Raw genomic sequence first — 20,025 nt, forward strand, 5'->3', positions numbered from 1 at the left:
AGTTTACTGATTTACCAGTAAGCTTTTTTTGTTTTTAATGATATATTTGCAATTATACTATTAATAATTAATTATGATTAAAAAACTATTTTTGGCTTCGGCTCTTGGGCTTGGCGCTTTTTATTACGGGCAGACGACGACAATTTTTCAGGAAAACTTTGAACCTGCAACTGCGGCTTTATGGCAGAATGTGGATCGCGACGGAGATGGAGAGAAATGGGAATTTTATAACGCAGAAAGTGATGGCATGCCGGCTTTTACAGGTGGATTTGCGACTTCCTGGTCTTGGTTTTTAGAAGCGTTTACCCCGGATAATACCTTGACGAGTCCTCCAATTACTTTGCCAGTCACTTCTGATCTACTTTATTTAAAATTTAAAGTTGGGGCCTTTGATGAAACAGTTTTTGAAGAGCATTATGCGGTATATATTATTCCTGCAACCGAAGTATTCTCCGGCTCTGAATTTCCTGTGTTTGAGGAAACTTTAGATGCAGGCTACACCGAAACGGCAAAAAATGTAACGGTAGACATATCTACGTTTGCAGGTCAGGATGTCCGTGTGGTTTTACGTCATTATAATTGTACTGATGTTGCTTTTATCGGGTTCGATGATGTGGAGATTTACCAAATCCCCCGTTTAGGAGTCGGAAATAGCATTAAAAATAAAGCAAAGATTTATCCAAATCCTACTTCAGACTTTATTAAAATTCAAAATGCTGAAAAAGTTGATCTTGTACGGATTTTTGATCTAAGCGGTAAGTTAGTAAAAGAAACCAAATCTTCTGAAATCGATGTACGCCCGCTTTCTGCAGGTTCCTATATTTTAAATATCCATTCTGGAAATGAAATTACATCCCAGAAATTTGTTAAAAAATAAATCTTTTTCAAGACTTTAAAGACGGGCTTCAGCCCGTTTTTTTATGGATATCAAGTAGAGGTTAATCCACATTTTGCTATTTAGTAATCGTTATTGAGCACGCCGTATTTTTAGCAGAATCTTTAATAATTCCCCTTAAATTCGATATATTTGTTTGTTGCTGAATTCTAGTATTTTGTAAAGTTAAAGCAAACACAACAAAGCAGTCCGTTCCTGAAAAAACAAACATCTAAACTTTCAGGTAGGATTGCCCGGAATTCGGCCACGAAAAAAAATAATCGATGTGGTTTACTAAATCAATAGAAGACACGCTGAGAGAACTTGATGTAAATCCTGAAACCGGACTTTCTTCACAGGAAGCTGCCAGACGGAAAAAACATTATGGTGCCAATCAGATGGAAGCGAAAAAAAAGAAAAGTGTTTTTCAGATTTTTCTTTCACAGCTAAATTACTGGCTGATCTACGTCTTGTTCGCTGCTGTCGTTATTACTTTTCTGATGGGCGAATACGTGGATTCAGTGATTATTGTTTTAGTGATAGCGATTAATGCGGGCATTGGTGTGTATCAGGAGGTGAAAGCCGGAAGAGCCATCGAAGCCCTGATGAATATGTCGTCACCGAAAGCATTGGTAAAAAGAGATTCCCATACCAAAGAAATCGAAAGTTCTGAACTTGTTCCAGGTGATATTGTGATTCTGGAAGCGGGAAGAATTGTGCCTGCCGATCTCCGGCTCATCGAAACCGCCAATCTTCAGATCGAGGAATCCGCGCTTACCGGTGAATCTTTACCTGTAAACAAAAAAGCGGAAGAAGTTTACAGGGATCCAAAAACTCCCATTGGCGACCTCGAGAACGAGGCTTTCATGACTTCGGTCGTGACTTACGGAAGGGGCGCCGGCATTGTGGTAGAAACCGGAATGAAAACCGAAGTGGGAAAAATTGCCCACCTCATCGATAACGAAGAATCTACCAAAACGCCGCTGGAAAAACGTTTGAATGACTTAGGAAAGCTGCTCGGGAAAATCGCAGTAGGCATCTGCGCATTTATTTTTATCCTTTCCTGGTTTCAGGGCAGGGATTTGGCTGAAATGTTTCTTACCGCGGTTTCTCTGGCAGTTGCGTCAATCCCGGAAGGTTTGGCGGCAATTGTGGCGGTGGTTCTTTCGATTGGAGTTACCTCAATGTCAAAGAAAAATGCGATTATCAGAAGACTTCCTGCGGTAGAAACGCTGGGTTCGGTCAATGTCATCTGTTCCGATAAAACAGGGACTCTGACCATGAATAAAATGACTGTCACCCAAATTTTTACGGCGGATGGACTTATCGATTTGGATAATCAACGGAAAAATGAGATTCCCAATTCCGCAAAACTGCTTGCAAAAGGAATGATTCTCTGTTCCGACGCAACACTCGAAGACGGTGATTCGACTGGTGATCCTACCGAAATAGCACTCTTGGTTCTTGGTGATACGATTAATATTGACAGGAAATATTTAAGCCAAAACACCAAAAGAATCAATGAAAAGGCTTTTGACAGCGACCGGAAAATGATGTCAGTTCTCGTAAGGGAAGAAGATGGGGATTACAAGGTTTTCACAAAAGGAGCTTTGGGAAGCCTGAGTAAAGTATGCACTAAAATTTTTATTGATGGGGAAATCCGTGATATTACGAAATCTGACTTGGAAAATTTCAGCAAAGAAGCACGGGAGATGTCGGATCACGCATTGAGAACCTTGGCTCTGGCGTACAGACCTGCGAACCGGGAAACACGACCCGAAGAAATGGAGGAGGAATTGGTGCTCCTTGGTGTTGTAGGCATGATGGATCCCGCGAGAGATGAAGTAAAACCTGCCGTTGCACTCGCCAGAAAAGCAGGAATAAAAACCGTAATGATTACCGGCGACCACCGCAATACTGCTTTTGCCATCGCTAAAGATCTGGAAATCGCACAGCATATTTCGCAGGTCATTACCGGCCCCGAACTCGATGGTTACAGTGAGGAAGATTTAAAGAATAATTTGGATCGCTATCTGGTATATGCCCGTGTGTCACCGGAACACAAAGTAAAGATCGTGCGCGCTCTGAAAGCTAACGGAAATATCGTTTCCATGACCGGTGACGGCGTGAATGACGCCCCTTCTTTAAACGCCGCAGACATTGGCGTCGCTATGGGAATTACAGGCACCGATGTGGCAAAAGGTGCAGCAGACATGATTCTGACGGATGATAATTTCTCCACCATTGTAAAAGCCATTGAACAGGGAAGAAATATCTACAGCAACATTAAAAAATCGGTGATATTTCTGCTCACCTGTAATCTTGGTGAAGTGGTGGTGATGTTGCTGGCGTTAGTGATTGGATGGGCTTCTCCGCTTATTGCTACCCAACTTTTGTGGATCAATCTGATCACCGATTCATTACCGGCCATTGCTTTGGGGATGGACAAAGCTGATCCTGATGTGATGGCAGAAAAACCCCGTGATCCGAAAGAAAATTTCTTTTCCGACGGTACCGGCGTTTTGGCTGTCATCATGGGGATTTTTATTGGTTTGGTCACCTTCTTAGCATTTTGGTATGGCTATTATGAAATGGGTTATCTGCCATTGGATAAAGACGTACCGGAAGAAGTGGTAAAAAATGCAAGAACTTTAGCTTTCATGGTTTTAGTGTTTGCTCAGCTTTTCTATTCTTTGGGGTTGAGGAATATGAGGAAAAATGTTTTCCAGATCGGGGTTTTCAGCAATATGTATTTGGTCGGGGCTATAATCATCGGTGTTTTACTGCAGGTTATGGTACTGATTGTTCCGGTAATGCGCGAAGCTTTTAAACTTCATATGCTTGATGGTAAAGGCTGGATGATGGCCACAATTCTCGGTCTTCTTCCACTTGCATTACTTGAACTTTATAAAGCTGTTTTTAAACGTATTTAAATAGGAGCTTCAAAGAGAAGTTTTAGTTAAAACGCGCAATGTTTCTTAAATTTGAGTAAAATTCACAGACATGCAAAAACTGTTTGAGAAAGTCAATATCCAGAAAGCCATTCTGTTCCTTGCGGTTCTGCTCATTCTGATTATTTTGGTTGAGCTGAAGTACTTCATATCAGGCTTACTTGGTGCAATAACGCTTTATGTGCTTACCAGAAAATTTTATCTGAGACTGGTCGAGGAGAAAAAGCGGAATAAAAACCTTTCCATTGCCCTGATTATATTTTTAATCATCATCACCTTCGCTATTCCGCTGTGGATTATTTTGGAAATTCTGATCCCGAAAATCAATGAGTTTCTCAGTGACCGTAACGCTATTTTGGATAAATTCAATTCGATCCGCGTGCTGCTTGAAAATAATGAATTCTTCAAACGTTTTGACATTACTTTTTCGGATGACAGGGTTCTAAGGCTTATCAACAGGGTAATTTCCTATATTCCGTCGACGGTGCAGTGGGTAGGCCAAAGTTTTGCCAATATTTTTACGGCGCTTTTCATTCTTTATTTTATGCTCATCAATGCAAGAACCATGGAAGAGCGGTTTAAAGAATTGCTGCCTGTTTCTAAGGAGAGCAAGAGATTTTTCATATCGCAGACTGCTGCGCTCATCAAATCAAACGCCTACGGAATTCCTGTTTTAGGTTTCGCGCAGGGCGTCATTGCGATTATTGGCTATTCTGTTTTTGGGGTTCACAACGCGGTTTTCTGGGGATTGTTGACCGGTGCAGCCTCTATCGTTCCGGTTTTGGGTACGATGTTTATCTATGTCCCGGTCTGTGTTTATCAGATTGCCAGTGGTGATGTAAACGGCGGGCTGCTGCTTACGCTGTACTGTTTTGTTTTAGTGGGAGGGATTGATAATGTTTTGCGTTTCACCCTGCTGAAAAAGATGGCAGATATTCATCCGCTGATTACGGTTTTCGGTGTGGTTTTGGGACTGAAGATTTTTGGAGTCATGGGACTGGTTTTTGGGCCGGTAATGCTGTCGCTGCCGGGGATGCTGTTCAAAATTTTTAAAATAGAAAAAAGTCTGAATAAAAATAAACCTCCGGAAGATGCAGGTCCAACTGCAGCTTAATAATCGTCTTCACTGTGAGATTTTCTGTTTTCACTCCAAAAAATTGGGAGGAGTCTTTTACACAGCACTTTCTGAGAAATTATTTTTCCACAAAATTTTTAATATAAACTTAGTTTCGCTATTTTTGTGAGTTACTGAATTTTAAAAGCCTTTTGCATTAATATGAGCGAAAACAACACTGTAAATTATTCCGAAGATAACATCAGAACCCTCGATTGGCAGGAACATATCAGGATTCGGCCGGGAATGTACATCGGAAAGCTGGGAGACGGGTCTTCTGCCGATGACGGTATTTATATTTTGCTCAAAGAAATTATCGACAATTCCATCGATGAATTCGTGATGAAATCCGGTAAAAGGATTGAAATCAAAATTGATGAGGGCAAAGCAACCATCCGCGATTTCGGACGTGGGATTCCTTTGGGAAAAGTAGTTGACGCGGTTTCTAAAATGAATACCGGCGGTAAATATGATTCCAAAGCTTTTAAAAAATCAGTAGGATTAAATGGAGTAGGAACCAAAGCCGTAAATGCACTTTCTGAATACTTCCGCGTAAAATCTGTGCGTGAAGGCAAAGCAAAAGTCGCAGAGTTTTCAAAAGGAATTATTACTAAAGACACTCCTGAAGCTGATACTTCCGACAGAAACGGGACCGAGATCACCTTTATTCCTGACGGCAGCATTTTCACCCATTTTAAGTTCAGAAAAGAGTATATCGAAAAGATGCTCAAAAATTACTGCTACCTGAATCCGGGTTTGAAAATAGTATTCAACGGCGAAACTTATTTTTCTGAAAACGGTTTGCGCGACCTCTTGCAGGAAGAGCTGGAAGGGGAAATACTTTATCCGATCGTTCATCTGAAAGACGAAGATATTGAAGTGGCGATCACGCATTCCGACAAATCACAGTCTGAAACTTATTTTTCTTTCGTCAACGGACAGAATACTACGCAGGGCGGAACGCATCTTAACGCTTTCAGGGAAGCTTATGTAAAAACCATCCGCGAATATTTCAATAAAAACTTTGAAGCTGCAGATATCCGTAAATCGATTATCGCAGCGGTTTCCATTAAGGTCATCGAACCGGTTTTCGAATCGCAGACCAAAACCAAACTCGGTTCCAACGAAATGGAGCCGGGAAAAGAAACGGTAAGAACATTCATTACGAATTTCCTTAAAAACAAACTCGATAATTTCCTTCACCAGAACCAGGAAATTGCGGAAGCTATTCACCGTAAAATCATCATTTCCGAAAGGGAAAGAAAAGAACTTTCGGGCATCCAGAAACTGGCGCGTGAAAGAGCAAAAAAGGTTTCCCTTCACAACAAAAAACTCCGCGACTGCCGTGAACATTATAACGATCAGAAAGCAGTAAGAAAGGCTGAAACGATGATCTTTATTACCGAGGGTGATTCTGCTTCCGGGTCTATTACCAAATCCCGTGATGTAGAAACCCAGGCTGTTTTCTCCCTCAAAGGAAAACCGCTGAACTGTTACGGATTAACCAAAAGGGTAGTATACGAAAATGAGGAATTCAACCTGTTACAGGCCGCTTTAAATATTGAGGATTCCCTGGAGGATCTGCGCTACAACCACGTTATTATTGCTACCGATGCCGATGTGGACGGTATGCACATCCGTCTGCTGATGATCACCTTCTTTCTGCAGTTTTTCCCGGATTTAATTAAAAACGGGCATCTTTATATTTTGCAGACCCCTTTATTCAGGGTGAGAAACAAAAAAGAAACGCGCTACTGCTATTCGGAAACTGAAAGGGTTAAAGCTTTAAATGAACTTGGGAAAAATCCTGAAATAACGAGGTTTAAAGGTTTGGGTGAGATTTCTCCGGACGAGTTCAAACATTTTATCGGCAAAGATATCCGTCTGGAGCCGGTGGTTTTAGGAAAAGACCAGACCATTGACCAGCTTCTGGAATTTTATATGGGGAAAAACACGCCGGACAGGCAGATGTTTATCCTTCAGAATCTCGTTGTTGAAGATCCTGATATTGAAAAGAAAGAAATAATGGCGGAAGAAGTTTTATAACTTCTTAAGAAAAACAGTTTCATGAGACTTAACAACAGAAACAAGCAGGGACGCTATAATTTCCTCGGAACGCTTTTTTTACTCGCTTTCCTTTTTGGTGTTATTGCTTTTACTTTAGAAAAATACAGGTTTGATATTTTAGGCTCTGAAAGCGTCTTCTTAATCATTGTGCCTGCAGTTTTCCTCTGTATTTTTTATGTGAGAGGAAGACAGATTTTTGAATATGACAGCGATGGGGAAGCGCTGAACTTCAAGAACAGAAATGTGCTGATGTTTTTTGATAAACCCATCAGTGATGAGTTTCCAAAGTATAAACTCATGAGCTATGAAATTATAAATGCGGTAATTTTTAAAAGATTATTCATTACCATTTCAAGCAAAAAGAATCATCGCATCATTTTAAAATATGATGTATCTTATTTAACGAAAAAGGAACTGAACGACCTGAAAATTTCGTTAAGCAAAGTCATAAAAACGAACCAAGAAATAAAGAGAGAGAATAACAGTTGATGGAAGAACTAGACAATCACCACGAAGAATCCCTGAAAAAGGTTTCCGGTCTTTATAAGGACTGGTTTTTAGATTACGCTTCTTATGTAATTTTAGACAGGGCAATTCCTTCAATTTTTGACGGCTTCAAGCCGGTTCAGCGTAGAATCATGCATTCCATGCGGGAACTCGAAGACGGCCGTTATAACAAAGTTGCCAACCTTGTAGGAAACACCATGAAGTATCATCCTCACGGAGATGCTTCGATCACCGATGCCATGGTGCAGATCGGCCAGAAAGAGTTGCTTATCGACATGCAGGGAAACTGGGGAAACATCTATACCGGAGATTCCGCGGCGGCTGCGAGATATATTGAAGCGAGGTTAACGCCTTTCGCTTTGGAAGTGGTTTTCAATCCGAAAACAACTGAATGGAGCAAGTCGTATGACGGCAGAAATAACGAGCCGATCGATTTGCCGGTGAAATTCCCTCTGCTTCTTGCATCCGGTGTGGAAGGGATTGGAGTGGGACTTTCGACGAAAATAATGCCTCATAATTTCAACGAACTGATCAATGCTTCCATCGCACATTTAAAAGGTAAAAAATTTGAAATCTATCCCGATTTCCTTACCGGCGGAATGCTGGATGTTTCCAACTACAATGACGGCGAAAGAGGCGGAAGAATCCGTGCCAGAGCCAGAATCATTCAGAAAGACAAGCACACGCTCTGCATCACTGAACTTCCTTTTGGTAAAAACACCGGTGATTTAATTGATTCCATCATTAAAGCCAACGAAAAGGGAAAGATCAAGATCAAAAAGATCGAAGACAATACTTCTGATCAGGTTGAAATCAACATTCTTTTGAACAACGACGTTTCTCCCGATAAAACCATTGACGCCCTGTACGCGTTCACCGATTGTGAAATCCCCATTTCCCCGAATGCGTGTGTGATCGTTGGTGACAAACCGGAGTTCTTAACAGTCTCAGAAATTTTAAGAAGAAATACCGATCATACCGTTTCGCTCCTCAAAAAGGAACTCGAAATTGAACTTCACGAGCTTCAGGAAAAATGGCATTTTGCAAGTCTGGAGAAAATTTTCATCGAGAACGAAATCTACCAGGAAATCAAAGGAAAATCTTCAAAAGAAGAAGTGTATGAAGCCGTAGACAAAGCGCTGAAACCTTTTACCAAACATCTTCTGCGGACAGTAACCACTGAAGATATCGTGAAATTAACCGAACTTCCGTTTATGCGGATTTCGCGTTATGACCAGGATAAAGCAGTTGAAAACCTGCTGGCCTTGGAAGGCAAAATTGAGCAGGTTAAACACCATTTGGCAAACCTGATTGCTTATGCTGTTGATTATTTCCTGAATATCCAGAAAAAATACGGCAAAGGAAAAGAGCGTAAAACCGAACTCCGTGTTTTCGATACCATTGATGCGACCAAAGTGGCGGTGGCAAACGAAAAATTCTATGCTAATTTTGAGGAAGGTTTCATCGGAACTTCACTTAGAAAAGACCAGTATCTGTTCGACTGTTCTGATATTGACGACATCATAACCTTCCAGAAAGACGGTACCATGAAAGTGGTAAAAGTGGAAGCCAAAACCTTTATCGGAAAAAATATAGAGCACGTCGCCGTCTGGAAAAAGAATGACAAGCGCACAGTTTACAACATGATTTACCGCGAAGGCAGGGAAGGACCGTATTATATGAAGCGTTTTTCGGTAACCGGCGTCACCCGAAATACCGATTATAAACTGGCTTCAGATAAAAAAGGCTCAGAGATGCTTTATTTTTCTGCAAATCCGAATGGTGAAGCGGAGCTGGTTACGGTGATATTAAAACCTAATGCAAGAGTAAGAAAGAATAAAATCGAAATCGATTTCTCTGAACTGGCGATTAAAGGAAGAGATTCCAAAGGAAATCTGGTCACCAAATATGCGGTGAAAAAAGTAGATATGAAGGAAGAAGGTCATTCTACGCTGGCACCGAGAAAAATCTGGTTCGATGATACGGTAAGAAGATTAAATGCTGATGCGCGCGGAACCTTACTGGGAACTTTTAAAGGCGACGACAGAATTTTAACCGTCAATTCTCAGGGTGAGGCAAAACTCATTTCATTTGATCTGATGAGCCGTTTTGATGACGACTATTTGATTCTTGAAAAATGGAAACCGGAACAGCCGATTACCGCTATTTATTTTGACGGCGAAAAGCAGATTTATTTCATCAAACGTTTCCTTTTGGAAAACACGACGAATGTTCAGAATTTCATGCCTTCAGACCACCCAAAATCCTTTATCGAGCAGGTGATTGTGGCTGACAATGCCACCGCGGAAATCATTTTTGCCAAAGACAAAGGCAAGGAAAAGGATCCTGAAACCATCAATATTGATGAGTTTATCGCGGTAAAAGGAATTAAAGCCATCGGAAACCAGTTTATAAAAGATAAGGTAAAATCCATCAACATCACCATTCCTGAACCGGCTGAGGAAATAAATCCGGGTTTTGATGTGGTGGAAAGCACGGAAGGCCATATCAGCTTCATCGATGAAGACGTAAAAGACGGCGATTTCCCTGATGAAGGTACAATTGGAAGTCTGTTTGAGGAAGAGTAATTTTGGGTTTAATTCTAAAGATTTTAACTCAGGTTCTAGAAGACGCTAAAACAAAGTCTCTAGTCTGCCTGAATAAAATTATGGTCAAAAAGATGTGATCCAAACCAAGATGCTGCATATATACACCCCATCAAAAATAAGCAGATGAAAAGAAAAGCGTTGTTATTTTTCGTTTTAGGATTTATCCTGTTATTCAGCATCTATCATTTTCCGGAGTTTTATTCGGACTTCTGGATAATGGCCGTCTTTAAAATCGGATTTTTAGTTGTTGCCTTGGTATTGGCTTTCTTACAAGGATGGAAAGGCCTCGGAGGCTACGGACTAGGCATTAGATACAGATGGCTGATCAGTTTGCTGAAAGGGCTTTTGATCGGGATCGCAGGATTTTCCCTTTCGCTTTTGATCTCATCGTTTCTGGGATTTGAGAATATCACTTTTCAGCAGTCACTTCAGTCGGTGGTGACGCAGCTTCCTATGCTGCTTCTGATGACAGCCATTCCTTCCGTCGCTGAAGATATTCTGACCCGCGGTTATCTGTATGCACATTTGGGAAATAAAATGGGAAAAACTCCATGGATCTTACTTTCGTCAGCAATCTTTGTCCTTAATCACATTTGGCGTCTGAATGATGGCTTTGCGGTGATTACCTATCTGTTTTTACTCGGACTGCTGCTCGCATCAGCCGTTTGGTTTACCAAGTCTTTATGGATGGCTTTCGGGATACACTGGGGATCCAATATCATGTTTGAATCTTCAGGTGCATTTTTCAAAATCGTATCATTAGTAAGCCACAGCGGAGATAGTTGGGTTTTGGCAGCGGTATGGGGACTTTTCTTTTTATTAATGCTGTTATCCACCAGACAGACCGGATTTAAGAGAGAACCGGGATTCGGCATGTAGCGGGAAGAGCTCCGTTTTTCACTGAACCTCTCCGCCCTCAATAGACGATGCTGAACTGATCTCATCACGGTTGCTTTCATCGGCATTTTTCTTATTCCTTCTGTATCTTAAATAGGTAACTGTATTCGTAACTGCGAACGTTATAAAAATTAAGCCTGCGACAAAACCTTTCAAAGCTGTATTAAGGTCAAAAATAGAGAAGCTGATAAAAAGTAAAAAATAAACCAGCCCTGTAATTTGCCAGTAAACTGATGTCTCGGTGTGCGCACTGATTCTTGAAGCAGAAGGGTAGGAAAAGATCGGTTTAAGTTTCTGATAATCCCAGATCAATAGTACAGTGGACGCAAACAGCATCAGTGAAGTAATCAGCCATGTTCCTTTAAAGGACAGACTAATGGTGATGATACAGATATTGGTGATCAGACTGAAATAAATTAAATTTCCAAAAGTGGCCAAACGCTGAGTCATCAAAAGGAATCCCGCCAATAGCTGTGCAAATCCAATAAACTGATAATAAAAACCGGACTGATACAGCCCTTCAAAAAAGTACCCGATAGGATGATCCGTTGAAATCTGGGTAAACCGGTTTCCGATAAGTTTGGTATAGCCTGATGGGATAAATGCAACTCCCAGCAGATAACGCAGATGTACCATAAACCACTGGTTGAACCTGTTTTCTCTTAACTTTTCATAATTCATAAACGGTTAGTCGATAGGATTCGGCTGATTGTTACATTGATAAAGGGCTGTCAGATAAAGTCTTGCGGTACTGCAGTAAGATGTGGGATTCTGCTGTCAGAAATTTTCCTGCCATCGTTTTGTACATGCCCTGCAGACGGACATCGCGGTTAAAATTAAATATATGAAAAGCAAATTTTTCATGGTGCTGCTATTTTAAACTTTTGAGCAGGAATTCTTCCATTTTATCGAAAGGAATAATAGCTACTTTATCATACAGATCCACGTGCACAGCGTTTGGAACAATAACCAATTCCTTAGGTTCATTCGCATTCTGAAATGCCGTCTCGCTGAAATATCGTGAATGTGCTTTTTCGCCCGCAATAATTAAAACAGGTCGTGGCGAAATTTCTTTGATATAACTTAAAATGGGCATATTCATAAATGACAGAGCATTAGTAGCCGTCCATGCGCCAGTTGAATTCACTGAACGTTCGTGATATCCTCTTGGCGTGCGGTAATAGTCGAAATATTCTTTTATAAACTGAGGTTCATTGCCTTTCAGATCGTCATTTAATTTAGCACCGTAAGCAAACGTGCCTGTTTCAGCATCTTTCCAACGCTGTTCGCCCAATTTCTCAAGTGTTTTTGTACGTTCCTCCAGCGTCACCACATCATTATAGCCTTTAGACATCACCCGGGTCATATCGTACATTGTGGAAGCAATAACCGCTTTGATGCGCTTGTCAGCAGCGGTGGCGTTCAGTGCAAAACCTCCGAAACCACAGATCCCGATAATCCCGATCTTTTTTCTGTCCACATTTTTTTGAAGTCCTAAAAAGTCAACCGCCGCACTGAAATCTTCAGTATTGATGTCGGGTGACGCAACATTTCTCGGTTCGCCACTGCTTTCACCGGTATACGAAGGGTCGAATGCCACAACAGCAAAACCTCTTTCTGCCATTTGATTCGCATAGAGACCGGACGACTGTTCCTTTACAGCACCGAAAGGTCCGCCGATTGCAAGACCGGCTAATTTCCTGTTTCCGGCATTTTTGGGAAGATACAGATCGCCGGAAAGCGTGATTCCGTAACGGTTTTTAAAAGAGACTTTCTGTCTTGAAACTTTATCGCTGAGCTTAAAAGTATAGTGTTCTGTTGTTTCCATTGGTTTTGAATCCTGATTTTTATTTTGGGCAAATGCCTGACTGAAAATCATCAGAAAGGCCAATGCTGTCATTACTGTATTTTTCATATTTTGAGTTGTTTTTTAATTATTTTTCCATTCATCATTCGCATTCCCTTTTATGTTGGCTTATAATTCCTGCGCTGTGGGACGGAAGATCACTTCGTTAATATCAACATCTTCCGGTTGGCTGATGGCGAAAGCCACAACGCGTGCAAAACTGTCAGGGCTGATTCCTACTTCACCTACATAATCTTTGTTCGCCTGTTGAATATCCGCTTCGGAAATATGATCCAGCAACTCTGTTTTCACAGCTCCCGGACAGACAATCGTGGTACGGATATTATAGGCTTTCACTTCCATCCGTAAACCTTCCGTTAGTGCACGGACCGCATATTTTGTGGCAGAGTAAACCGCAGAACCATTAAATACTTTATGACCGGCTACAGAAGAGGTATTGATAATCTGACCGGACTTTTGCGCTTTCATATACGGAAGAACCGCAGCAATACCATTCAGCACGCCTTTAATATTCACATCAATCATGGTATTCCATTCCTCCACATTTATTCTGTCCATTGGCGACAGAGGCATTATACCTGCATTATTCAAAATCACATCTACTTTTCCAAATTTTTCTACAGCAGTATCAACGAGTTTTTTTACCTGCTCCAGAAAAGTGACATCCGCTGTTACTGCAAGAGCTTTTCCGCCGGTTGCATTGATGCCTTTTGCTAACTGTTCAATTTTATCAGCTCTTCTTGCGCCCAGAACAACGGTTGCTCCCAGCGTTGCTAAATGTTTCGCGGCTGCTTCGCCCATTCCGCTGCTGGCACCGGTGATAATTACTACTTTATCTTTGATATTATTTTCCATTATTAATGATGTTTAATTTTTTATTTAAAATTTATTGTACACTTTGATAAACTTCATCTGTCACTTCTTCGTTCCAGGTAACAATTCCTTTATCGGTATTCGGAACGATATATAACTGCTGTAAACCTACCTTAGCACTTGCACCGTGCCAGTGACGGACATTGGGCGGGCATTTTACAATATCGCCTTTTTTAATGATCTCAATTTCTTTTCCCTCGATCTGATGATAGCCAATTCCGTCGGTAATAATTAAAATCTGACCCGAAGGATGACTGTGCCAGTTGCTCCTTGCACCGGGTTCAAAATAAACATTACCCACTAAAGTGCTGTAAACGCTGTCTGCATCTACTAGCCCCGTTGGATAAGCATTTCCGGTAAATGTTTCACTTGATCCTTTTTCACCTTTCGGGAAAATGGCGGTTAATTCTTGTGTGGTATTGTCCATTGTTGATTTGTTTTGACTGCAGGAAATTATCGTTCCTGTTATGATCATTGAAAGGGTGATTGCTAAGGTTTTCATATTGATATTGCTCTGATAATTTTTGCCGGAATTCCGCCTGCCACTGCGTTATCAGGAACATCTTTAGAAACCACTGATCCGGCTGCCACCACAGCATTTTCTCCTACAGTTACTCCTTGCAGAATGGTTACATTGGCACCGATCCACGCATTTTTCTTAATGTAAATGGGTTTGGGAATCAGGGACTGCCTGTCAGTGGGATCCAGCGGATGACTTTCTGTAAGCAGACTTACTTTTGGAGCAATGAGAACATTGTCTTCGATAGTAATTCCGCCTAAATCAAGAAAAACGCAGTCAAAATTGATGAATACATTTTTACCGATGCGGGTGTGCTTTCCGTAATTGATGTGTAGTGGAGTAAACACCGTTACACTTTCATCAATTTCAGTTCCTGTGATTTCACTCAGTATTTCCCTTATTTCGTTTGGGTTTGCGCTGCTGTTCATTTTAAGCAGAAGGGCTTTGGTGGCAAAGGATGCGTCCCGCATTTTATAGGCCTGGGGATCACCTGAAGAAATAGTTTCTCCGTTTCTTAATCTTTCAAAAATATCCTGTGTTTCCATTATTTGCTGTTATTGATAATGCAAATTTAAAAACAGTCTGTCGTAATTTTGTTACATATAGTACAGTAAAAATGTCAGATATTACCTATTTTAGCATACGGATTAATTGGAACTGAATACAGGTTATGGAAGACCCAAAAATCATCATGCTGAAAGCCTCAGGAAGCGAAGAATTTCCCGAAGACTTCCAGAAACATTACCATACCCACATTTATTGTGAGCGCGGAAGCATAAGTTTTGTTTTCAATGAACGGGCGTTTGTCTGCAAAGCGGGCGAATTTATTTTCTGGCTAGCCGATAATGCGGTTTCCGGATTATCATTTTCCAGAACTTTTAAAGCAACCGTTCTGTTTGTCGATAAGCAGCTGCTTTCCGATAATTATCCCAATCTCAATACGGCTACAGATGCCATTCTGCATCATAGAATTAATCCGGTTTTGCATCCGGACAAAATTAATAAGGATCGGATTTTAAAGAATTTTCAGTCCCTTTACGCCAAATCACTGGAAACCGGTAACCGTTTTTATAAGGAGATTTTAAGACTGCAGATGCAGCTTTTTATTTTAGAAATGTGGGATGTTTTTATGGATCAGCTGGAGCGGCGCAGCCGTACTTTGCAGAGCGGCACCCTGTACGAACGCTTTGTACATCTGCTGGAGCTCCATTGCATGAAGAATAGGGAAGTGCAGTTTTACAGCGACAGACTACACATTAGCCCAAAATATCTTAATCAGATTTGCAAAGCCAATACAGGCATCACCGCATCACAATGGATACAGCGCTACACTAAAGACCGTATTATCCTGCTGCTGGAAAACAAAAACCTTAATATTTCGGAACTGGCTGATGAGATGGGCTTTTCCAGCCATTCGTTTTTTACACGGTATGTAAAAAAACTTTTGGGAGTAAGTCCAAGCGAATATAGAAACCGGATCAATTAGGTCATGGAATGTTCTGCTGATAAGATTCTTGATGGTATAAGCTTTACCGCGGCAATAAAATTACGCCGATAGCTTTTGTTCCTCAGATTTTAAAACAGTTTAGGTTTTTAACAAGGCAGAATAGAGTAGTATTGAATTTGGAAATTCCTAATTTCAGGGAATCAATAAAACTTTACTGGAGCTTTTACCGCTTTCTAAATATTCGTGGGCTTTTTTTCCTTCCGACAGTTTAAACTTAATGGGTTCCTGAATAACAATTTTGCCTTCTGTGATCCACTCAAATAACTGTTTTGATCTTCTGATTCTTTCTTCAGGGGAATTGAGATAACTCCACAGATCTCCGCCGGTCAATGTTTTACTGGTGTCCATCAGCATTCTTGGGTTGATGAGTTCGGGATCGCCGCCGCTCATCCCATAAAAAACTACAGTACCGCATTCTCTGGTGACCTCAAAACTTTGCATCAGCGTTGAACCGACACTGTCAAAAACACCATCAACACCCTTTCCACTGGTAATTTCCATTACCTTTTGAGTCCAGTCTGAATTGAGCTGTAACGCAAAATCCGCTTTATTGTTTTTAATGATCAGCAGTTTGCTTTCATCTCTTGTCAGCCCTATAACTTTTGCGCCTTTCATTTTGCAAATCTGTGTCAGGATCTGACCTACACCTCCTGCAGCGGCGTGTATTAAAACCACATCATTTTCTTTCACCTTAAAACTGTCTTCCGACAGATACTGAGCGGTTAAACCCTGCAGTAAAACAGAGGCAGCCAGATCAAAACTGATATCTTCACTGATCGGAATAATATGTTCTTCCGGCACCCTTACAAATTCTGCATTGGCAAACGGAACATCAGCAAATGCCACACGGTCACCTGCTTTGGCCTTTGTACTGTTAGATTCTACCACAATTCCTGCACCTTCATAACCCGCGATAAAAGGCGGATTTCCTTTGAGGTGATAATTTCCTTTCCTTCTGTAAATATCAGCGTAATTCAAACCGATCGCTTCCATCTTTACCAAAACTTCGTGCTCTGATATTTTGGGGTTTTCAGTTTCAATATATTCTAAAACCTCTGGACCGCCGAATTTACTGAATGTTAATGCTTTCATTTTAATAAAATTGATATTACATGATTTGATGATGTTTTGTCTGACATTTTAGGCAATTACCAGATCGCCCCGCATTATATCAGTCCGGTTGAGCCTTAGTTCTTCACTAATTGCCAGTATCTAAATACGCTATCCCGCTTAATTTCTATAAAATTTAATTTCTGAAGCAAATTTATTGATCCGGTATTGCCGAGGTGAGTGGAAGCGGTGATATCAATAGATGAGTCAGTATTCAGGACCCAATCAATCAAACATTTTGAGGCTTCTTCCGCATATCCTTTTCTTCTTTCAGTTTCAATGATCCCGTAGCCAAGATCGCAGCTGTGATGTAATGCGTCGAAACCTTTGAAACCGATATCTCCGATAATTTCATTAGTCTCCTTTTTTACAATCATCCAGGACTCGAACCCGGTAGGCGAGTTTACTTTCGATAAATTGGCAATTATTCTTGGCAGCGTCTCTAAAATGTCCGAATCGGGCCAGTTTCTGCCTTTATTTAATCCGATGCTGTAGGTGATATCAAAGTTTCCATTTAAAATTTCTTCACAGATTTCGAGTGTAAATGGCAGCAATATCAGTCTGTTACTGAAAATCACTAAAGGGAGTTGTTTTTTATTTTTCAAAAAATACAGTTTATAATGCTCAAAAATAAAGATTATTTGCATTCAACGCAAAAGTGTTGAATTGTAGAGAAAAGACCGCGGATCTCAACTTGCCGGGATTTTATAATTCGTACTTATCAGTATAACAAAACAAGCATTATGCTTATTCGGTTATCCTTAAATCTTGCCTCAATTCATATTCAACCTCATCGCCGTCCAAATCTTTAATTTTTATAAAGTTAAGGTTTTCAATAAGCTGTATTGCTTTTTTGTTTTCTTGACTGGTAATTGCCCAGATGCGTTTCAGTCCGATAGTATTCAGTCCGAATTCAATGGCTGATGAAAGGGCAGAAGTCATATAACCCCGTCCGCGGTATTGAGGCAATAGAACGCAGCCCAGTTCACCTTCACCTTGGTCCAGCCCGCGATAATATCCGCAGGTACCGACAATTTATCTGTTAGTGGGTCTGCAATACCCCAGTGAATTGAACTTCCGTTGCGGTAGTCCATATCTATTTTAGCCTGCATTTCTATGGCTTGTTCCAGTGTGGCAGCCCGAACACCGTTATAGAATGAAATTTCAATAATATCATGAATGTCGAAAGACTGAATCTGTCTCAACACTATTTTTGCGTCTGAAATACTTGGATATTGTTCGTATGGTGGAAGTTTCATTTCGTTGGTTGTATTTGGCCCTGCATAGTGAGACATTTAGATACTGTTTTTTATTAAACTTTCTAAAGTTTCCAGGATTGCGAAATCTTTTACTTTTGTGGGTATTGTAACTTTCAATTTTTGATTTTCAAGAAGGAGATTTTCTACCTGATATTGTTTTATAAAATCGATTACTTCCTCAGAGATTCCTTCTTTCGAAGTTGTTATATAGAAAGGAGAGGGGAGAAATTGTTTGTTCAGTGAGCTCGTAAAAATTCTATGAAGTTTAGATTTCCCAATCTTTACGATATCATTTTTATAGATCTTACTTAATCCAATTTCGGTTTTGTAAAAGTCAACAGAATAAATTGGTTTCAGGGATCCGGCTTGGGTGCTTTGATGTTTATAAAGCTTAATGGTGGCCGGATATACGGTGCGTATCAATTTGATATCGACATCATACCCATAAGCATTGCAGAAACCGCTAAACTTTGGGCTATAGTCCTCAAGTTGCGATTGAATGTCTTCTACATAACTTTTATTTTCTATAAAGAAAGGAGAATTTGATGTTTCAAAATTGATCATAGTTAAATGCGATTTGAAAAATTACATAAAGCGAAGAGGCTTTGCGAAAGCGCTGCCAATACTTATCAGATCGTTAAGTTATTAAAATAATCAATATAAAATCTCAAAATTTGGTGATTTCGAAAAAAGTACCTGTTAGCTGATAAAGAAGTTGGAATCGGATAGCGTAAAAGTTCATACTATACTAAAACACATTTTACAAAATCGATATAATCAGCTGCCGTTTTTAAATCTGTTATTTAAATTCCGCAAAATGCCAAAGTACACCTGACGGATCAATGAGCATACATTCGTTTCCCCAATCGTTTTGCTGCACGGGAATTACTTTTACATTTTCATATTTTCTGTCAAGTTCAAGTTCCTGTAAATATTGACAGAAATTGGCAGCGCTTTCTACTTCCAGCAGAACCATTGTGTTTTCCAGCCATTCTTTCACGTAGTAATCCTGAAGTTAAAAACTTATATCACCCTTAATAAATAAACACATATTTTCCGAAATATTCCTTTCCTCAAAACCCAAATCTTTATAAAACGCCTGCGATAGTTCAAAATTCACAGAACCAATAAAAGTTCTTAGTGATTTAAATGTTGGTTTGCTTTCTTCCATGGTATTATAGGTTTGTAAACTTAAGGTTGTTTAGTAAAATTCCAAACTTTAAATAATTCTTTATATTTCTCAGGATTTTCTTGCACGAAGTTGGTGTTTAAAGCAACAGGTTTTTTGCAAATCAGAGATCAAAATTATATAATCCCGCTTAAAAGTTTTTCTCGTCATTGATTACAGTGATGGTGAATCTTCAGGTTCATAAATTCCCCAGATAGCATTCTAAAATTCACCTGCTGCAAATCGAATTATTTGGCCATTGCTGTCGAGTTCGAAAATATCAAAAACGAATTACCGATGGTAAATGGGATCTTTTACATCGATCTTTTCTCCTGTAGATTTCCACTCCTGCGTCCAGATATTAATGTCCTGAATAAAGAACGGTTCTCCATATGTAATTGTTTTTGTGAATTTCAAATTCATCATTTAGGGGATACAATCAATTCACACTGATAAACTTTTCTAAAAGCGCCGGAAGCTTAGTGCCGGGATTGATCTGATCGTTATTCCAGAAACTCATCACACAGCTCACGTTTTTGTTTCTGATGTTTTCTGCGATATAATAAATATAGTTCCCCCCAAAGTTTGGACAGTAAATTGTAAAAGTTAAGTTTGATTTTGTTTGTTTTGAGGGTAACAGTTTTGCAAATTTCCACATAGGGAAAATCCCTTCAAAGATTTTTCCGTGTAGTGTGGGAATGT

20 protein-coding genes and 1 pseudogene are annotated in these 20,025 nt (G+C 40.1%); 8 read left to right on the top strand and 13 right to left on the bottom strand.

What is annotated here, in order from left to right; all coding sequences use genetic code 11:
• The first annotated feature begins 73 nt into the window (after positions 1 to 73).
• The 7 genes from KSK37_RS03065 to KSK37_RS03095 all read left to right on the top strand — a co-directional run bounded on the left by KSK37_RS03065 (position 74) and on the right by KSK37_RS03095 (position 11,001).
• On the top strand, positions 74 to 877 hold the full coding sequence (locus KSK37_RS03065) for a T9SS-dependent choice-of-anchor J family protein (protein WP_217199361.1): 804 nt from the start codon (positions 74 to 76) through the stop codon (positions 875 to 877).
• A gap of 281 nt (positions 878 to 1,158) precedes the next feature.
• A complete protein-coding gene (locus KSK37_RS03070) occupies positions 1,159 to 3,807 on the top strand; it encodes a cation-translocating P-type ATPase (protein WP_217199362.1) in 2,649 nt (882 codons plus the stop codon).
• Between the two features lie 70 nt (positions 3,808 to 3,877).
• The gene (locus KSK37_RS03075) at positions 3,878 to 4,939 is read left to right on the top strand and encodes an AI-2E family transporter (protein ID WP_217199364.1); all 1,062 of its coding nucleotides are present in this window, start codon (positions 3,878 to 3,880) and stop codon (positions 4,937 to 4,939) included.
• A 162-nt stretch (positions 4,940 to 5,101) separates the two neighbouring features.
• The gene (locus KSK37_RS03080; RefSeq protein WP_217199365.1) at positions 5,102 to 6,985 is read left to right on the top strand and encodes a DNA topoisomerase IV subunit B; all 1,884 of its coding nucleotides are present in this window, start codon (positions 5,102 to 5,104) and stop codon (positions 6,983 to 6,985) included.
• A 21-nt stretch (positions 6,986 to 7,006) separates the two neighbouring features.
• The gene (locus KSK37_RS03085; protein WP_217199366.1) at positions 7,007 to 7,495 is read left to right on the top strand and encodes a hypothetical protein; all 489 of its coding nucleotides are present in this window, start codon (positions 7,007 to 7,009) and stop codon (positions 7,493 to 7,495) included.
• Positions 7,495 to 10,101: a DNA gyrase/topoisomerase IV subunit A gene (locus KSK37_RS03090; protein ID WP_217199367.1), complete on the top strand. Its 2,607-nt coding sequence runs from the start codon at positions 7,495 to 7,497 to the stop codon at positions 10,099 to 10,101. Before KSK37_RS03085 ends, KSK37_RS03090 begins: the two co-directional genes overlap by 1 nt.
• 144 nt (positions 10,102 to 10,245) lie before the next feature.
• Positions 10,246 to 11,001, top strand: coding sequence for a CPBP family intramembrane glutamic endopeptidase (locus tag KSK37_RS03095; protein ID WP_217199368.1), 756 nt, complete (start codon positions 10,246 to 10,248; stop codon positions 10,999 to 11,001).
• A gap of 18 nt (positions 11,002 to 11,019) precedes the next feature.
• Here the strand turns inward: KSK37_RS03095 and KSK37_RS03100 are convergent, their stop codons facing one another.
• The 5 genes from KSK37_RS03100 to KSK37_RS03120 all read right to left on the bottom strand — a co-directional run bounded on the left by KSK37_RS03100 (position 11,020) and on the right by KSK37_RS03120 (position 14,824).
• Positions 11,020 to 11,700 carry a DoxX family membrane protein gene (locus KSK37_RS03100; protein ID WP_217199370.1) on the bottom strand — a complete coding sequence of 227 codons (681 nt, stop codon included), beginning with the start codon at positions 11,698 to 11,700 and terminating at the stop codon, positions 11,020 to 11,022.
• A 190-nt stretch (positions 11,701 to 11,890) separates the two neighbouring features.
• Positions 11,891 to 12,934, bottom strand: coding sequence for an alpha/beta hydrolase (locus tag KSK37_RS03105; protein WP_217199372.1), 1,044 nt, complete (start codon positions 12,932 to 12,934; stop codon positions 11,891 to 11,893).
• Positions 12,935 to 12,994: 60 nt separating this feature from the next.
• Positions 12,995 to 13,741: an SDR family oxidoreductase gene (locus tag KSK37_RS03110; protein ID WP_217199382.1), complete on the bottom strand. Its 747-nt coding sequence runs from the start codon at positions 13,739 to 13,741 to the stop codon at positions 12,995 to 12,997.
• A gap of 31 nt (positions 13,742 to 13,772) precedes the next feature.
• Complete coding sequence (locus KSK37_RS03115; RefSeq protein ID WP_217199384.1) at positions 13,773 to 14,261, bottom strand: cupin domain-containing protein; 489 nt, start codon at positions 14,259 to 14,261, stop codon at positions 13,773 to 13,775.
• Positions 14,258 to 14,824 carry a sugar O-acetyltransferase gene (locus KSK37_RS03120; protein ID WP_217199386.1) on the bottom strand — a complete coding sequence of 189 codons (567 nt, stop codon included), beginning with the start codon at positions 14,822 to 14,824 and terminating at the stop codon, positions 14,258 to 14,260. The genes KSK37_RS03115 and KSK37_RS03120 overlap by 4 nt, the downstream gene beginning before the upstream one ends.
• Positions 14,825 to 14,949: 125 nt before the next feature.
• Here KSK37_RS03120 and KSK37_RS03125 point away from each other — a divergent pair, with 125 nt between their 5' ends.
• Positions 14,950 to 15,765: a helix-turn-helix domain-containing protein gene (locus KSK37_RS03125; RefSeq protein WP_246566181.1), complete on the top strand. Its 816-nt coding sequence runs from the start codon at positions 14,950 to 14,952 to the stop codon at positions 15,763 to 15,765.
• Between the two features lie 153 nt (positions 15,766 to 15,918).
• Here the strand turns inward: KSK37_RS03125 and KSK37_RS03130 are convergent, their stop codons facing one another.
• The 8 genes and pseudogenes from KSK37_RS03130 to KSK37_RS03155 all read right to left on the bottom strand — a co-directional run.
• The gene (locus KSK37_RS03130; RefSeq protein WP_088360358.1) at positions 15,919 to 16,878 is read right to left on the bottom strand and encodes a quinone oxidoreductase family protein; all 960 of its coding nucleotides are present in this window, start codon (positions 16,876 to 16,878) and stop codon (positions 15,919 to 15,921) included.
• 95 nt (positions 16,879 to 16,973) lie between these two features.
• The gene (locus tag KSK37_RS03135; RefSeq protein ID WP_246566182.1) at positions 16,974 to 17,501 is read right to left on the bottom strand and encodes a GNAT family N-acetyltransferase; all 528 of its coding nucleotides are present in this window, start codon (positions 17,499 to 17,501) and stop codon (positions 16,974 to 16,976) included.
• A 142-nt stretch (positions 17,502 to 17,643) separates the two neighbouring features.
• On the bottom strand, positions 17,644 to 17,931 hold the full coding sequence (locus tag KSK37_RS14010) for a GNAT family N-acetyltransferase (protein WP_343216972.1): 288 nt from the start codon (positions 17,929 to 17,931) through the stop codon (positions 17,644 to 17,646).
• Positions 17,835 to 18,191 carry a hypothetical protein gene (locus tag KSK37_RS14015; protein ID WP_246566183.1) on the bottom strand — a complete coding sequence of 119 codons (357 nt, stop codon included), beginning with the start codon at positions 18,189 to 18,191 and terminating at the stop codon, positions 17,835 to 17,837. The genes KSK37_RS14010 and KSK37_RS14015 overlap by 97 nt, the downstream gene beginning before the upstream one ends.
• Positions 18,192 to 18,719, bottom strand: coding sequence for a hypothetical protein (locus tag KSK37_RS03145; protein ID WP_217199391.1), 528 nt, complete (start codon positions 18,717 to 18,719; stop codon positions 18,192 to 18,194).
• A gap of 235 nt (positions 18,720 to 18,954) precedes the next feature.
• A complete protein-coding gene (locus KSK37_RS14020; protein ID WP_246566185.1) occupies positions 18,955 to 19,155 on the bottom strand; it encodes a VOC family protein in 201 nt (66 codons plus the stop codon).
• Positions 19,156 to 19,614: 459 nt separating this feature from the next.
• Positions 19,615 to 19,740 (bottom strand): hypothetical protein, encoded by a 126-nt coding sequence (locus KSK37_RS14135; protein ID WP_281418143.1) that lies wholly within the window; start codon positions 19,738 to 19,740, stop codon positions 19,615 to 19,617.
• Between the two features lie 22 nt (positions 19,741 to 19,762).
• Positions 19,763 to 20,025: pseudogene (locus KSK37_RS03155) on the bottom strand (hypothetical protein); the annotation flags it as partial.

The organism is Kaistella soli (genome assembly GCF_019038595.1).
GTDB classification, from domain to species: Bacteria; Bacteroidota; Bacteroidia; order Flavobacteriales; family Weeksellaceae; genus Kaistella; species Kaistella soli.